The organism is Verrucomicrobiales bacterium (genome assembly GCA_016793885.1).
GTDB lineage: Bacteria > Verrucomicrobiota > Verrucomicrobiia > Limisphaerales > UBA11320 > UBA11320.
Genome location: JAEUHE010000103.1, coordinates 132,022 through 148,146, shown reverse-complemented (window position 1 = coordinate 148,146; position 16,125 = coordinate 132,022). Strand labels below are relative to the sequence as shown.

Here is a 16,125-nt window from a genome sequence, read left to right as displayed (position 1 = left end):
AACTGACATGGATTCTCAAGCTCACCAGCCGCAGAAGCGGGAGACCGTTCTGATTATCGTGGAGAACCTGCCGGTGCCTTTGGATCGCCGGGTATGGCAGGAGTCCTGCGCCCTTCGAGACGCGGGTTACCAGGTGGTCGTCATCTGCCCGAAGATGCGCGGTTACGTGAAGGCGGAAGAGGTTCTCGACGGCATTCAGATCTATCGGCATTGGATTAGCGATGAAGCGGGTGGACTTCTGGGTTTTATCGGGGAGTATGCTTCGGCGTTGCTGGGAGAGCTTCGCCTGACCTGCAAGGCTTGGTGGCGCCACCGTTTTAAGCTCATTCATCTCTGCAATCCGCCCGATTTGCTCTTCTTGGTTGCATGGCCGTTCCGACTCCTCTTTGGGGTGAAAGTGATCTACGATGTTCATGATGCCTGGCCGGAGATGTTCGAAGCCAAGTTTCAACGTCGCGGTTTGCTCTATTGGGCGGTTCGCATGGCCGAGCGTTTGACTTACGCCTGCGCCGACACCGTGCTGGCTACGAATCAATCCGTTCGCGGGATCGCGCTGGATCGTGGTGGCAAAGGCGCTGATGAGGTTTTTATCGTTCGAACTGCTCCGAAGATAGCCGTTCATCAAGCCACCCCGGATCCCGGCCTGCGGAAGGGAAAGACGTTTTTGGTTGGATACGTCGGAGTGATGGGGGATGCGGATGGGCTGCAGTACCTCCTCGAGGCGGCCGATCACCTGATTCGGGTGATGGGGCGGACCGATATCCATTTTCTTTTAATGGGAACGGGCCCGGAACATGCTAAGTTGGTCACCCTGCGTGATCGCCTGGGGTTACAGCAGCATGTCGACCTGCCGGGACGAGTGACCAACGAGTTCTTGTTTTCGGCGTTGAGGACCATCGATTTGGGTGTCTCTTGTGATCCCATTAATCCCTACAATGATCATTGCACGATGAACAAAGTCCTGGAGTACATGGCCTTTGGAAAGGCTCAAGTGCTTTTTGATCTGAAGGAGGGTAGGTTCTCGGCGGGTGAGGCGGCGGTTTATGTCAGCGAAAACTCGCCGATTAGATTAGCGGAAGCCATCGCCGGCGTGTTGGATGATGGAGCCAGTCGGGATCGGATGGCGGCAGCAGGGTTGGAGCGGTTTCGAACCGAACTCAATTGGGAAAAATCGGTGGAACAGCTTCTGATTGCGTATCATCGGACTTTGGCTACCTCTCTTTGAACGGAGAGGGGGTAACCATGTTCCAATCCGGGTATTATTGTGACGTATTATGTCTGAAGAACCGAAAAGTTTGGCAGAGGATTTGCAAAAAATCCCGGTTGAGTTAAAGCGCTTTTCCCAAGCGCTACCCGATAAGCTCCTGTTCCTGCTCCTCTTCGCGGGGTGGGTTGTTTTGTTCCATTTATTGGGCAATTCCACTCAAGGATATGTGAAGGAGACGTCCTTGTTCGGTTGGATGCACTACGTGTTCACGACTTCGGAGGGTGACGAACTGGGGCTTTATATGCCAGCGATCGTGTTGGCTTTGGCCTATTGGAAGCGCGAGCAGCTGATCGCCGTGAGAAAGTCTAGGTGGTGGCCGGCGCTTCTCTTGGTTTTGGCAGGGTTGGCCATTCACGTGGTGGGTTACGTGGTTCAGCAGTCCCGGGTCTCGATCGTCGGATTCTTCATTGGGCTCTACGGCATCACGGGTCTGGTCTGGGGCTGGCGTTGGCTCTTGGCCACGTTCTTCCCTTTCTGCCTCTTCGTCTTCTGCGTTCCCTTAGCCACGGAAACGGAGCGAATTACCCTTCCGCTCCGTTTGTATGCGACGCAGATCACTGCGTTTACGTGTCGCACTATCCTAGGTATCAATGTCTTAAGTGATGGGACTCAGCTGTTTGACCCTCAAGGCAGGTACCAGTACGACATCGCTGCGGCGTGCAGCGGCATCAAGAGCCTCACGGCCACGGTGGCAATTTCGCTTATCGGAGGGTTCGTCTTTTTCCGGGCGCCATGGCGGCGTTTGGTCACGTTTTTGTCGGCGTTTCCCCTGGCAGTGTTGGGTAATGCCATCCGCCTGGTAGCCATCGTGGTGGCGTCCGAAGCGTTTGGACCTCTGGCTGGAAAGTACGTTCACGACAGCAGTTGGCTCAGTTTGCTTCCCTATGTGCCGGCGATTGGTGGTTTGGTGCTTTTGGTTAAGCTCCTCCAGGAGAAGGAATTGCCTGGCGCATCCGCTCCTGTGGCCCCGCCCCCTCCGGTGCCCGAGCCGATCCCCGTCCGGTCCTCCTTTGGCCGGCAAGGGGCCTTCGCACTCGTCTCCGTGTGGCTGGCGGTGGCGGCTACAGGGGTCTTTATTGACAAATTGCGCAATAATCAGCGCATGGGACGTCCGGGGCTTAAAGTGGTGAGCGTGCCCTCCTTGGATGTGAAGGGAAACCCGATTGGAACCAACAGCGTCTACCTGCCGGAAAAGGTTTTGTCCTTTGACAGCCGTCCGATGCCGGTGGCGCAGATGGTTTTGGATCTGCTGCCCAAAGACACGACCTACGGGCAGCGGCTGTATCAGTCGGCAGATGGGATGTATGTCTCGACGTCCGTGGTGCTGATGGGGAGCGATCGAAGCAGCATTCACAAGCCTCAAATCTGTTTGGTGGCTCAGGGGTGGAAGATTGACAGGTCTCAGGCAACTCACCTGGTGATTGACCGGCCTACCCGTTACGAACTGCCTGTGATGCGACTAGATTTGAGCAAGGAGCGCCAACAAGCGGATGGATCCAAGGATCGGGTTCGTGGAATCTACCTCTATTGGTTTGTCTCCCAGGACCAGTTGACGGCGGATCATTTGGATCGGCAATGGTGGATGGCTCGGGACCTTTTGACGCAAGGACTATTGCAACGTTGGGCCTATGTCACCTATTTTGCGGAGTGCCCGCCTGGGCTTGAGCAGGTCACCTTCGAACGGCTCAAGAACCTAGTTTCAGAGTCGGTACCGCTCTTTCAGGAAGTTCAGGGCAGGCCTCTGGCAGGTGTGTCTGATTCTCAGTCTGGAGACCTTGTTCAGCGGGATGCTGGGCCTGTTTTTCAGGAGAGCGTGAGGTGATGGGTGTCGGTGATTCAGCTGCGATGGTCACATTGAGTAAGTAGTATTTGCCATGCTCCGCGGTAATCAACAGTTTCGCACTCAGGTGCATCAGTGGAAGGACGCTCTGCTCTTTGGGTTTGCCCTGTGGCTTACCCATTTGCTGTGGCAGCCCTGGCATCCGATTTTCTTCGACGACCGATCTATCGAGACCTTCGATAGATTTGTTTGGCTTCTACTCATCATCATCCCGGGTGCGCCGTTGATCTTCGAATCGATCGGCTTCTACCAGCGCCCGGTGACAGGGCCGCGAAAAGACGTGTATCTGACCATGGCCAAGGGCTGTGTGTACATTACGTTGGGGCTGATTTTGGCCTTGTGGGCCTTCAAGACCGTGCTTCCCCGCGTGGTGTTGTTTCTCTACGGATTTGTGAGTTTCGGCCTGATGGTTGCGAGCGAGGAGATTAGTCGCTTTATCATCCGGAGCCGTTACGGCCAAGCACAGTTCAAACGTCGCTTTATCCTGGTGGGTACCTCTGAGGATATCGCGAACCTGAGATCGGACATCAGCACGACCAAGTTTGATGGACTTGAGATCGTCGCCCAAACCGACCTTAAAGAGGGAGGTGTTGCGAAGCTCGTTGAGCTGCTCCATGAGAAAGTGCCCAACGGGGTGATCCTTGCCGCCCAACACACTTACTTTGGTGATATCGAGGCGGCGATCCAAGCCTGTGAGTTGGAGGGTATTGAAGTTTGGCTGCTAGCTGATTTCTTCAAGCCTCAAATCTCGCAAACCACCCTCGATGACTTTCGGGGACGCCCGGTGCTCGTGTTTCGATCGGCCCCGGATGACTCCTGGCCTCGGCTAATCAAGGTGGGTATGGACACCTGCTCCGCAGGTCTGGCTTTGATCCTTCTTTCGCCTCTTTTTCTGGTGGTTGCCCTGCTGATTCGGATGACCTCGAAGGGCCCGGTCTTCTTCCGTCAGCTTCGTTGTGGGCTCAACGGACAGCCTTTCTCGATGTATAAGTTTAGATCGATGGTCACCGACGCGGAGCAGCGTAAGCATGAGTTGGCCGCTTTCAATGAGATGGATGGTCCAGTCTTCAAAGTGAGCCATGATCCTCGGGTCACCCCCGTCGGCCGGTGGCTGCGAAAGTTCAGCATCGACGAGCTTCCCCAGCTTTACAATGTCCTGAGGGGTGAGATGAGCTTGGTGGGGCCGCGGCCACTGCCGATCGACGAAGTGCGGCGTTTCGATGATTTGGCTCATCGCCGACGGCTGAGTGTGAAGCCTGGCCTCACTTGCTTGTGGCAGATCAAGGGCCGCAACAATGTGACGAACTTCCGAGAGTGGGTCAGATTGGACCTGGAGTATATCGACAACTGGTCTATCTGGCTCGATCTGAAGATCCTCTTTATGACCATCCCGGTGGTGCTTCGGGGGACCGGCGCGAAGTAGTCGTTGCTCAAGGAACCCCCGCGCCTGCCGAAAACAATTGCATGGCAACATCAAACCGTTCGGCGCGTCAGACGAAGTTGACCTCGGTCGTTACCGGAGGTGCGGGATTTCTTGGTTCGCATCTCGTAGACTATCTGTTGGACCGCGGCCATCGCGTGGTTGCCATCGACAACCTGGTGACCGGGTCGGTGGACAATATCGCTCACTTGGCGGGGAACAGTAATTTTCACTTCATCGAGCAGGACGTCACGGAGTTCCTCTATCTGGCCGGCCCCGTGGATTATCTTTGGCACTTCGCCTCTCCGGCCAGCCCGATTGACTATCTTGAGCTACCCATCCAAACCCTTAAGGTTGGCTCGCTTGGGACCCACAAGGCACTTGGCCTGGCAAAGGAGAAAGGGGCTCGATTTTTACTGGCTTCCACCTCCGAGGTCTATGGGGACCCTTTGGTGCATCCCCAACCCGAGACCTACTGGGGCAATGTGAACCCCATTGGTCCGCGCGGGTGCTATGATGAGGCCAAGCGATTTGCCGAGGCTTTGGTGACCGCCTATCGAAAGCAGCACCGCTTGGAGACTCGCATCGTCCGCATCTTTAACACCTATGGTCCTCGAATGCGACTGCGCGATGGCCGGGTGGTGCCCGCCTTCATTAGCCAGGCCCTTAAAAACAAGCCGATCACTGTGTTTGGCGATGGCAGTCAAACCCGGAGCTTTTGCTACTGTTCCGACCTGATCGAGGGTATCTATCGATTGATGATGGGATCGGCACCCGGCCCCGTGAACATAGGGAATCCTACCGAGATGACCATGTTGCAGTTTGCCGAGGCCACCATCCGGGCTACCCGGTCGAGCAGTCGGATTGTTCATCGCCCTCTCCCTCAGGATGACCCGAAGCAGCGAAAGCCGGATATTCGGTTGGCTCGCACGCTTCTCAAGTGGGAACCCAAGGTGGGTCTCGCTGAAGGGCTCAAGCAAACGATTAAATATTTTCGTTCTAAGGTTTAGCCCACCGGTTTTCCCGTCCAAAGCCCGAGCGGCTCGGTCTGCTCGGGCTTTTTTATTTTGGCTCCATCCCCACTCGCCTCCTCTTTCTTCGCACGTGATTCGACTCCCTTAGCCTGCTGGTGACCGGGATGCTTCGGCTCTAAGGGCAGTCCGCATTGAGGGAGTTATACCCAGGCCATCCTGCCAACGGACCCTCCGGAAAGTTCTCTTTGCCGGTCGGTTAGGGAGTTATTCACAAGTTATACCCATGGCGTCTCGTGTCAGACAAACGGAGGAGGGGCGGGGTCGGACCAGAGGGTTATGCGATCTCTAACGCTTCAAGTGCCGTGGTATCAGGTGGTCCAGAAAAGTTTTCTCGTGACGTTTGTGGGTCGCCTCTGTCTGTATCGGCGGAATCCTGATTGGCGAAGTGTAGACCTGTCCGCCGGGCTGATTTCCGCTGTGTCGGCGGAAGTTTTCATTTGACCCGACGGGTCTGATCCAGTATTTCGCACGAGCTTCCGGCGATAGTGCAATTTCAGAGAGAGTCGTTTTCGGCTCTTGTGGGGCGCTTTCGCTGGGCTGACGACGATGCTTACATCAAAGTCCTTTCTTGCGGTAGATTTTGGCGCAACGACGCTGAAGCTGGCTGAGTTCGAAGTGAACGAAGCTGGTGGTTTGCGTTTGCGCAAATATGGCTTTGCTGCTCTGGGTGAGGAGAGCTTCAATGACAAAGCGCGTCCAGCCTTGCTACAGAGCAAGCTCCAGGCCCTTTACCAGGAGAAGCAGTTCGGATCTAACCGCATTAACGTTTGTGCTCCGGGCTTTCAAACGTTCTCGAAATTTGTTCGCCTGCCTCCGGTCGACACCTCGAAGGTGACCCAGATCATCAAGTACGAGGCTCAGCAAAACGTGCCATTCCCGCTGGAGGAGGTTGTTTGGGACTACCAGATCATCGGGACCACCAGCACGGGCGAGCTTGAAGTCTTGCTCGTGGCGATCAAGAACGACGTCGTCGAAGGGCTCTTTGGTGTGGCTGAAGCGGCCGGCCTTAGGCTGCAGTTGGCGGATGTGTCGCCGGCTGCGCTGTGTAATGCCTTTCGGTATAATTACGGGGATCAGGAAGGCTGCTCGATGCTCCTCGATATCGGGGCCAAGACCTGCAATTTGCTCTTTTTCGATAAGGGCCAGGTTTATTCCCGAGGCATCAACATCGGTGCGAACTCGATCACGACGGATTTTCTCAGAGAGGCGAAGTTGCCCTATGATGAAGCGGAGCGGCTCAAGATTCAGGAAGGATTCGTAGGATTGGGGGGTGCTTACGCGGAGCCGGAGAATCCCAATCAGGCGGCTATCTCGAAGATTGCGCGTCAGTTCATGACGCGGCTTCACATTCAGGTCAATCAGACCATTCAGTTTTACCGCACTCAGCAAGGGGGCAGCGCTCCCCAGCGGTTGTTCCTGTCGGGTGGGGCTTCGATCATGCCCTATACCCGCGAGTTCTTTACCGAGAAGCTGAACATCCCTGTCGATTACTTCAACCCTCTTCGAAACGTCGAGATTGACCCGTCCTTGGACTTGGATGAGTTGGCTAAGGTGGCTCACTCACTCGGTGAGACGGTGGGGTTGGGGCTGCGAAATCTGGCTCACTGCCCCGTTGAGTTGAATCTGATGCCCGAGAGTTCGCTCACGCGGCAGCGATTTGCCCAGAAGAAGCCCTATTTCATCGCTTCGGCTCTAGGCTTGGCCTTGATCGTGTTCACCATTGGCTTCTTTTACGAGAAAACCTCCCAGCAAAAGGCCCAGACCCTCGAGGATCTGCGGCAGAAGCTGAAGCCGATGGAAGCTTCTAAAGCGCAACTATCGAAGGCGGAGGACAATCTCAAGAAGACCCAGACCTTGGCGGATGCTCATCTGGCCTGGTTGGAGGATCGTCATTACTGGTCTCAGATGTTGGGTGAAGTCCGACGCGCTTTTCGCGAGACGGAGGAAAAGGCTCCGGAGATCCTAGCCGCGGCCGGTGTTGAGGCCTCGATGTGGGTGGAGAAGATGGCTCCCGTGATGGCGGATCCGTTGCCCATGGAGGGTCTGGCGACTCCGGCTGAAGGGGAACCAGTGGTGGATCCATCAGCAGCTCCGCCGGACACCTCCGGTGTTAAAGTCCGTGCCGGAAGAAGGGGGCCTCCTAGCGAGACGCCTTCACCGAGTCAGGTTCAGTCCATTCTCCTAAGCTGTCGCGGGTTGAACCTCAACCAGACCGTAAAACCTTCCGCTAATTTCGAGCTGGCCTCGGCCTTGGCTCAGAAATTGGTGGCTAGTTCGAATTTGTTTACTACTAACACCGCTCTGTCGGGACGTTTGGAGGTGGATGACCGTGGAACGAATGCCGGTCTCTTCTTTACGTTCGAACTGACGTTGAAGCTGGCGAAGCCTTTGGACCTGTAATTGATATGCTTTGGCTCAAGCGCAATTTGATTTTCGCTCTCTCCCTGGTGGTGGCGGTAGGATTGTTCCTTTTTGGCAGCTACTACTTGTTCTCCAAATGGAGCGAGAATTCAGAAGTCCAAAAACAGCTCGAGGAAACAGACGCCTCGCTCAAAAAGATTTACGATCTAAAGTCGACCTCTCCGACGGCGACCAACATCATGATCCTGCGTCAGCAGGACGCGGAGCTGAAAACGTTTTTGACCAACGTGATGGCGGCTCGAAAGCCGCTGGACTTCGATGCCAAGATCAGTTCTGCGAACTTCAAAACTCTTTTGGACAACAGTTTGGCTCAGTTGAACCGTCAGGCTGACCAAGCCAGGATTCCGGTGGCGCAGAAGGAGTTTGGCTTCTCCAATATCAAGCCGTTGGTCAGCTTTGCAGAGGGCAGCGTACCATTGCTCGCGGAGCAGTTGGCCGAGGTGAAGCTCATTTGCGGGATTCTCTTCCGATCCGAAATCAGCGCGCTCGAAAACTTGCGGCGGCAGGCGATCTCGAAGGATGACTTGGCGGCTGTCAGCTCGGTCGACTATCATGCGATTCCGAAGATGACCAATGATTTGACCGGCGAGATCAGCAGCTTTCACGTCGTCACGTTCACGGCCTTCAGCGAGTCGTTGGCCTCGGTGCTTGAGAACGTCGAACGCAGCCCTGAGGCCTTGTCCGTGCGACTGCTCTCGGTGCTGCCCGCTGCGCCCGGTAAGCCTGGTGCGGGTCCTGCGGCCAGTGGTCCGTTCATCCCTGTGAACTCGGGGGCTCCGGCCGGTGCGGCTCAGCGTGGGCAGCCGCGACCTGGTGGGCCGGGTGCGGCAGCCGCGAATCAAACTCGACGATTGGAGACTCTCGCGGATGAGAAGGCATTCCGGGTGTCGATGCTGCTTGAAGTGACCAAGGCCGCGCCGCCGGCGGAATAGTATTCCACATGGAAAAAGTTAAAAAATTAGTCGAGCTAGCCAAGGCCAACTACGAGAAGGCTATTCTCGTTCTTGTCGTGCTGATTTTGGCGGTGGCGGTCGGCTTCCTGTATTGGCTCAGCGGAGAGGAACAGAAGAAAGCCAACGAGACCACCGGCAACTATGTTCGCAAAAAGCTGAACCCGCCGCCGGCCCTGGACATGGCGGCGTATGACCAGGGGCTCAAAGTGGCGCTCAACCCGCCGCGCGTTGATTTTGGTCTGCCCCACAAGCTGTTCAATCCGGTGAAGTGGATGCGCGGCCAGGATGGAAAGTTGATCGTGGATAGGTCTGGTAAATCGGTCGGTCCGGAAGCCTTGAAGATCGATTCCATCAAGCCTTTGAATCTGGTGGTGCGGCTCGTGAGCGCCTCTAACGACTCCGGCACTGCGGGAGGAGCGTCCTACGTTGTTGAGTTGATGGCGGAGGCGGCCGATCGACCAGAGTTTAGAAAACCGAGGCCGTTTACCATGAAGTTGGACGAAAAAATCCGCATGCCCGGCGGAACGGCCAGGAATCCGAATCAGCTATGGCTTCGTGAAGTGAAGGGTAAGGCAGAAGATCCCGATGGCTTGGTGTTTGAATTGACGGAAACAAAGGAACGGATCTCGGTGGCCAAGGACAAGGCCTTTGTTCGAGCTGAGGCGTATGTTGCGGAGTTGAGTTATCCGCCGGAGGGTCGCCAGTATAAAGGGCTCCGACGGGACGCATTCATCGGCTTTGGCGGCGAGGACTACAAAATCGTTGAAATCACAGAAAACGAGGTGGTAGTCTCCAATCGCTTAAACGAAAAGAAAACCAGACTCAAACGCACCCCCTAAGTGAGGTGCTTTTGTTTTTAAACAGAAGACGGGAAAGCACATGTTCAGCACGTTTAGATTCTTGGTTGGTGTCACAGCCGCTTGGCTGGCACTTTGTCCTCCAGCTTTCGCTCAGTCCTCGGGCTCAGCGATCGACGAAGCGACAAAGGAAAGCATAAGACGGCAGGCTGCCAAGGTGGATGTCCGGGCCAAAATCGCCAAGGCCCAGGAGGCTGAAAAAGCCGGCAAGTTTGCCGAGGCTTACCGCCTTTATGAGGATTGTCTGCTCCAACTCAAAACCGTTAACAACGGTGTTGAGGCGGAGTATGCCGAGGTGAAATCCGGCATGGGGCTGAGCCGCCTGCAGGTTGCGCAGCAAGCGCAGCGCGGCGGTGATTTGCTCGAGGCGGAGAAGCAAGTGGACCGGGTCCTCATTGTGGACCCGGACAACAAGGCCGCCCAGGAGTTCAGGCGCAATCTCGACAAGGTTAAGGCGCAGGTAGCGGGTAAGATGCCCAGCCCTGAGGCGTTGGCCATGCTGCCGGAGATCAAAGAGCAGCAGCTGAAACAAGGCACCAAGCTCCAGGACGCCAAAGTGCTGATCGAGGCCGGGCGCCTCAAGGAAGCGGAAGCCAAGCTGAATGAGATTCTCGCGGCCGATGCCAACAACCAGGGAGCATACTATTACCTGAACGTGATTCGGGAGCAGCGCCACTCCGGAGAGATTCTCAAGCGTGAGGGATGGTTCCGCGATCAGTTTGCCGAAGTAACGCGGGAATGGATGGATCCCAACACCCGAAACTCTCTGCCTCAGCCTAATGGCTACGCCCGCACGAACATGGTGCATACCAGTCGGGCCCGCCAAATGATCTTCTCGAAACTGAGCCGTATCACGCTTAACGAGATGAAGTTTGAGTCCAAGAACCTCTCCGAGGTTATCAAGGATCTGTTCAACGAGTCGCAGAAGCGCGATCCGGATCGCACGGGCGTCAATATGCTGCTCGCGCCGAACATCGATCTACCGGTCGCGGTGCCTCAGTTAGATGCTAACGGCACCCCGATTCCCACACCCGCGGCCGATTCCGCTCCCTTGTTGAGCGATGTTATCATCAATGTGCCGACTCCGTTGCGTGGGATCACTCTGGCGGAGATGCTGGACGCCATCATCAAAGTCGCGGATCGCCCTATCAAATACTCGGTGGAAGACTATGCTATTGTGTTCTCGTTCCGTAGTCGCGAACCGGAGCAGTTGTTCACTCGGACTTTCAAAGTGGATCCGAACTCATTCCGTCAAGGTCTTGAATCGGTGACCGCGGCCTCCTTCGGCAGTGAAGGTGGGCAGGGTGGTAGCGGTGGCGGTGGCGGCGGTGGTGGTGGTAGCCGAGGTGGTGGTGGCGGCAGCCGGGGCGGTGGTGGCGGTGGCGGCCAGGGTGGTCAGCAGCAGGCTCAGGAGCAATTTGGAGCGAGCTTTGCGGGAATTAACATTGCGCCCACCGGTGCGGGTGGCGGTGCAGGCGGCGGTGGCGGCGGTGCCGCCGGTATCCCCAGTGATCCTCAGACCTACCGTGGTGAGTTGGGTAGCTCTGGTGTTACCTTCCTGACTCGGCCGGCCTACACGCAAGTGATTGGGGAAACGGTTCGCAATTTCTTCACGGCCGCAGGGGTCACTTTGTTGCCACCGAAGCAGCTCTTCTACAACGACCGTAACGGACTGCTGATGGTTCGGGCCACTTTAGCCGACCTAGACATCATTGAGCAGGCCGTTCAGATTCTGAGCGTTCCTCCTCCTCAGCTCTCGATCAAAGCTCGCTTTGCGGAAGTGAACCTCAGCCAGAATAAGGCTTTGGGCTTTGACTGGATGCTTGGGAATACGCTGGTGGGCGATGGTAAGATGGGGCTCCAGGGCGGAACGGCTCCCACCTACTCCGGAACGCCTACCGCGGCTAATCCGATCGGTAGCTTTCCTTTCCCTGGGTTTGGAAGTGGGGTGTCGCCTAGCGCGAATGATGGCTTGCTAACCAGCGGCCTTCGCCAGGATACAACTCCGACGCTAGGAACGTTCACGGGCATCCTTACTGATCCGCAGTTCCGAGTCGCCATCAAGGCCTTGGAGCAGCGGGGTGGCATCAACGTGCTGAACGCTCCCGAGGTCGTCACGGTGAGTTCTCGGCAGACCCAGATCAAGGCTGTCGACGTGAAGTTCGTCGTTACCGACATCGACCTGAACCAAACCGGTTCGGGCGGCGGTGGTGGTGGCACGGGGGGAGTCAACGTGAACAGTGGCGGTCAGGGTGGTGTCGCTTCAGCCATTCAGCCAATCGCGACCCCGACGGAACTAGGGCCCATCCTGGACGTCATTCCCTATGTTTCCGCGGACGGCTACACGATCCAGATGACCATCATCCCGACCTTGAAGGAATTCGTAGGATATGACTTTGAAACAGCCCAGCAGTTCCAAGTTCGTGCGACTTCGGTCGGAACGACTGCGGTGCCTACGCTGAGCCAGCCTATTCCCTTGCCGCAATTCCGATTGCGCCAGGTTGCAACCACCGCGGTGGTGTGGGATGGTCAAACCGTGGTGCTCGGTGGTTTGATTTCCGAAAGTGAGACCAAGACGAAGGACAAAGTGCCGTTCTTGGGTGATCTTCCGCTCTTTGGGCGTTTGTTCCGAAGCGAGAGCAATATCTCGGACAAGAAAAACCTCATGATCTTTGTGACCCCGACCATTATTGATCCGGCTGGAAATCGGGTTCACTCCGAGGAAGAAATGCCTTTTGCGAAGAACGGCATTCCGAGCCAGACACCAACCGCCGTTGCTCAATCGGGCAGCTCGGTGAAGTAATAAGGCAGTCTTGACCTCACAACCGTTGCTTAGCGTTATGCCTCGTTCGACAAAGTCTGCGTCTGTTCACCGGCTGGCCGTGCTGATTGCTCTAGTGCTCACGGCAGGACTGGCAAGGGCCCAATCGCTCAGCCCGGTAGGAGATGAGTACCCATTAGTGGGTAGCTACGTCGGCGACCAGATGTTCAGTGCTGGGGCGTACCAAGGGAATTACGGTTTCGTGGTGTGGCAGGATAGTGCAGCGGACGGTAAGGGCTCGGGAATCGTAGCTCGCCAATTGTCCGCCGGATTCTCCGCCGCTCTTTCCCCCGCTTTTCGGGTCAACCAACTCAACGCCGGTGACCAGGAAAAGCCCAAGGTGGGGCTTTTCGCGGATGGTTCGGCGGTTTTTTGTTGGGATGGAGGAGAGCCGGGGCGGCACAAGATCTACGCGCGGTTCCTGAGCAAGAAGGGTATCTTCTCGGCGGCCGAGACCGTGGTGAGCCAATCCACCACTCAAGAGAGCTTGGACGTTGGGGTGTCTGTGCTGAAGAACGGTAATGCTGTTCTGGTATGGTCCACGTTTGGAGCCGATGGTGATCTTCAAGGTGTGTTTGGTCGGATCGTCGATTCAACCGGTAAGTTTCTAGGGGGAATCTTCCAGGTGAACGAGTTTTCGGCATTCAACCAAAGGAACTCCGACGTTACAGCGTTGGACAATGGTGGGTTTGCGGTCTGCTGGATATCCGAGCAGCAGCGGTTCGCGGCTAACGAGGGACGTGGTTTGGCCAGTATCGATACCTACGCTCGGGTGTTCAGTTCCACGGGCGAGCCAATGACCGGCGAGTTTAGAGTGAATCGATCGAACAGCCATTGTGCCAACCCCAGTTTGTCCTCGACCGAAGGGGGCCAACTGATTGTGGCTTGGTCTGAGAGGTCATCCATTCGCAGCAACGGCTGGGAGATTGTGACTTCCACGGTGAGTTTGGACGGCGTTACTGTCAGAGAACCCTCCGTGCTGAACACGTATGCGCGCGGCAACCAAATTGTGCCTAGCATCACCCGCTTAGGTGCACTTCATTTAGTTACCTGGACCTCCACGGGCCAGGATGGGAGCCAAAACGGGGTGTATGCACGTTATCTGCGTGGGGGTGTGGCGAGCGGCGACGAATTCCGCGTGAATTCCTGGACACCTTCATCACAAGTTCAACCCGTCGCCATTTCGGACGGGGTGAGTCAGGCGGCCATCGTTTTCTCCACGTTCCTAGATCGTCGCGGCTTTGACTTACATGCCCAGCGCTATTCCGCAGTGTCCACCGTGCCGCAACCTGAGGCGCCCTTTGTCGGGGCGAGCAGCCTTCGCTCGTTGCAAGCCAGTTGGCCCGCTTTGACCGGTTACGATTTGGCCCACTATGAGCTTTCAGTGGATGGAAACGCTGGTTTGATTGTGGATAGGAATCACTACTCGGTGGAAGGTTTAGTGCCGGGGTCTACCCACCAGTTCAAGCTTCGTTATATTCTCAAGAACGGCGAACAGTCGCTTTGGTCGGCATCCGCCGCGGGTCGGGTGTGGGGTGAAGACACAAATGGAGATGGTATTCCCGATGATTGGCAGACGATCTACTGGGGTTCTGATGCTGGCAATTGGGCGGACGCTGCAGCGGATAGCGATGGCGACGGTGCCTCCAATTTGAGTGAGTTCCGAGCGGGAACGCTGCCCTTGGATGGGCAGAGTGTGCTCAAACTTGGGGTAGCCCACAGAGCTCACGCGACGGTTCTTACTTGGAACACTGTTCCCGGCTACGTTTATCAGGTCCAGGTGGCGGAGGGGTTGCCGGCCGTCTGGAAGGATCTCGGGACCGTTCGCTTCGCTCGAGAGACATCCGACTCGGTGAGGATAGATCAGCAGGGTGCGTCCAATTTGTACCGGGTAGTACGCCTGCAGTAGAAAGCCAAGTTTCAAAGAAAATGAATTTCGCGCGCTCAGTCCTATTGGCGATCGTCGGTTTGCTTGCTTCAAGTCAGGCCCAGGGATTTACGTTCATAGGCCCCTTTAAACCGTGGATGGTCGAGGCCATTGGTTACCAGGTCAACAGCCAGGATGGCGGACCGCTGCCTCCGGACGAAGGTTTCCGTTGGAACACACCAACGATCTACTACGCATTTGACCGCTCGTTCATCGAGTACTTCGGTACCAACGGGGTTGCCGCCGTGGAAAGCGCTCTGAAAGTCTATTCTGATCTGCCTGCATTCGGTTCGATGTCGACGGATCTATCGGAGTATCCTCTGAATACCCGTGGCCTGAACTTTTCCGCACGGCAGACCGGTCTGATCGATCTCAAGTCGCAGACCATGGGGTTGATGATGCAGCAATTGGGCGTTGGGGCGGCTGAGCACTTCGTTTGGAGCATCAAGTCTAGGGTGGTGCGGAACCAGGTTACCAACTACACGGTCGTCAAATATAATTACGATCCCGTGACGTTGCGTCCTTCCAGCTACGTGAACGGTGCCCTTTATACTTACGAAATCTACGACCCACTGACGCTTCCTGACAACACGACGGCCGCGCTGGCTGGCGAGATCAAGGTGAGCGACCTTCGGACCCGAGGGTACAGCTCGGTTGCTAACTCGACCGCTGACGGCGGAGATACCGTGGTCTCTGTGGAACAAGATCCAGTCACCGGGACAATGGTATCTGCCAGTGGAGAATTGCTCTCTGGACAATATTTCTTTGGTCTGACCCGCGATGACGTAGGTGGTTTGCGCCGGCTGTACAGCTCGCAAAACCTGGCGGTTGAGAATCTATACCCCGGCGCCATCGTGTCCGGTGGGGCCAGTGTCGTGGGAGGCAATCCGTGGGAGGTCACCACACTGACGAACACGATCATTGGGACCAATGTGTTGGGGACGAACACTTCCATTGCGTTGCGGCCAGGTCTGGGCAAGCTGAAGTTTAGTCGAGTCAACTATGACTCGATCGTAGGTCAGGCCTTTAATCCATTCGTGGTGAATTACAACGAAACGATCATCCTCAACTTCCGGCAGGTTTCACGTCGGGTTAGCCGGCTGGTGACCCAGCCTGATATTTTGTTCTCAGCGAGAGATATCGGCACCTCTCCCACGGGTTTGCCCTTTGCTTTCAGTGTCACCCAACCCAGTTCTTGGACTGCGAACGCCGCTCTCAACACGCATAGCGGCGTAGGTGGTGGTGGCGGTGATGGCACGGGGCCGATCGGCCCGGGGGTGATTAGCGGTACGGTGGAAGTGGCCTTCACCAGCCTCTATCCCGCCTTCGTTAACATCAATCCAGGCGACATCGCCGAAACGGCTCCGGTTGCCGCTTGGGGTTCGTATGACGGCTCTCCCACGCCTCCGGTGGTGTATCCTTTTTACGGAGGAACCAGTTTTCAGACTCTACAACAGATCGCAGCCTCTGGTGGGCTGGATACGGGCTCTGGCTTGAGTCCTTGGGCGTCCTCAGTTATCGTAGTGGTTGGCACGAACACGACAACCGCTGGTACCACTCCGTGATCAACTTTTCTGTAAGTCTC

General features: G+C 56.2%; 10 protein-coding genes. All 10 read left to right on the top strand.

Annotated features, from left to right (window positions below; all coding sequences use genetic code 11):
- Positions 1 to 7: 7 nt before the first annotated feature.
- On the top strand, positions 8 to 1,225 hold the full coding sequence (locus tag JNN07_12080; GenBank protein MBL9168472.1) for a glycosyltransferase family 4 protein: 1,218 nt from the start codon (positions 8 to 10) through the stop codon (positions 1,223 to 1,225).
- 49 nt (positions 1,226 to 1,274) lie between these two features.
- Positions 1,275 to 3,089 (top strand): exosortase-associated EpsI family protein, encoded by a 1,815-nt coding sequence (locus JNN07_12075; GenBank protein ID MBL9168471.1) that lies wholly within the window; start codon positions 1,275 to 1,277, stop codon positions 3,087 to 3,089.
- 52 nt (positions 3,090 to 3,141) lie between these two features.
- Entirely contained in the window at positions 3,142 to 4,530 is a 1,389-nt protein-coding gene (locus JNN07_12070) for a sugar transferase (protein ID MBL9168470.1), read from the top strand.
- 41 nt (positions 4,531 to 4,571) lie between these two features.
- A complete protein-coding gene (locus JNN07_12065) occupies positions 4,572 to 5,537 on the top strand; it encodes an SDR family oxidoreductase (protein ID MBL9168469.1) in 966 nt (321 codons plus the stop codon).
- 570 nt (positions 5,538 to 6,107) lie between these two features.
- Entirely contained in the window at positions 6,108 to 7,961 is a 1,854-nt protein-coding gene (pilM, locus tag JNN07_12060; GenBank protein MBL9168468.1) for a type IV pilus assembly protein PilM, read from the top strand.
- Between the two features lie 5 nt (positions 7,962 to 7,966).
- On the top strand, positions 7,967 to 8,914 hold the full coding sequence (locus JNN07_12055; protein MBL9168467.1) for an Amuc_1100 family pilus-like protein: 948 nt from the start codon (positions 7,967 to 7,969) through the stop codon (positions 8,912 to 8,914).
- A gap of 8 nt (positions 8,915 to 8,922) precedes the next feature.
- The gene (locus tag JNN07_12050) at positions 8,923 to 9,774 is read left to right on the top strand and encodes a hypothetical protein (GenBank protein MBL9168466.1); all 852 of its coding nucleotides are present in this window, start codon (positions 8,923 to 8,925) and stop codon (positions 9,772 to 9,774) included.
- Positions 9,775 to 9,814: 40 nt separating this feature from the next.
- Positions 9,815 to 12,595 (top strand): hypothetical protein, encoded by a 2,781-nt coding sequence (locus JNN07_12045; protein MBL9168465.1) that lies wholly within the window; start codon positions 9,815 to 9,817, stop codon positions 12,593 to 12,595.
- Positions 12,596 to 12,632: 37 nt separating this feature from the next.
- Entirely contained in the window at positions 12,633 to 14,522 is a 1,890-nt protein-coding gene (locus JNN07_12040; GenBank protein ID MBL9168464.1) for a hypothetical protein, read from the top strand.
- A gap of 20 nt (positions 14,523 to 14,542) precedes the next feature.
- A complete protein-coding gene (locus JNN07_12035; protein MBL9168463.1) occupies positions 14,543 to 16,105 on the top strand; it encodes a hypothetical protein in 1,563 nt (520 codons plus the stop codon).
- Positions 16,106 to 16,125 lie beyond the last annotated feature (20 nt).

What these genes read in the sequence shown, in the direction of transcription:
- JNN07_12050 (MBL9168466.1), top strand. Translation starts at nt 8,923, where the DNA reads ATGGAAAAAGTTAAAAAATTAGTCGAGCTAGCCAAGGCCAACTACGAG.
- JNN07_12080 (MBL9168472.1), top strand. Translation starts at nt 8, where the DNA reads ATGGATTCTCAAGCTCACCAGCCGCAGAAGCGGGAGACCGTTCTGATT.
- pilM (MBL9168468.1), top strand. Translation starts at nt 6,108, where the DNA reads ATGCTTACATCAAAGTCCTTTCTTGCGGTAGATTTTGGCGCAACGACG.
- JNN07_12070 (MBL9168470.1), top strand. Translation starts at nt 3,142, where the DNA reads ATGCTCCGCGGTAATCAACAGTTTCGCACTCAGGTGCATCAGTGGAAG.
- JNN07_12035 (MBL9168463.1), top strand. Translation starts at nt 14,543, where the DNA reads ATGAATTTCGCGCGCTCAGTCCTATTGGCGATCGTCGGTTTGCTTGCT.
- JNN07_12065 (MBL9168469.1), top strand. Translation starts at nt 4,572, where the DNA reads ATGGCAACATCAAACCGTTCGGCGCGTCAGACGAAGTTGACCTCGGTC.
- JNN07_12075 (MBL9168471.1), top strand. Translation starts at nt 1,275, where the DNA reads ATGTCTGAAGAACCGAAAAGTTTGGCAGAGGATTTGCAAAAAATCCCG.
- JNN07_12045 (MBL9168465.1), top strand. Translation starts at nt 9,815, where the DNA reads ATGTTCAGCACGTTTAGATTCTTGGTTGGTGTCACAGCCGCTTGGCTG.
- JNN07_12055 (MBL9168467.1), top strand. Translation starts at nt 7,967, where the DNA reads ATGCTTTGGCTCAAGCGCAATTTGATTTTCGCTCTCTCCCTGGTGGTG.
- JNN07_12040 (MBL9168464.1), top strand. Translation starts at nt 12,633, where the DNA reads ATGCCTCGTTCGACAAAGTCTGCGTCTGTTCACCGGCTGGCCGTGCTG.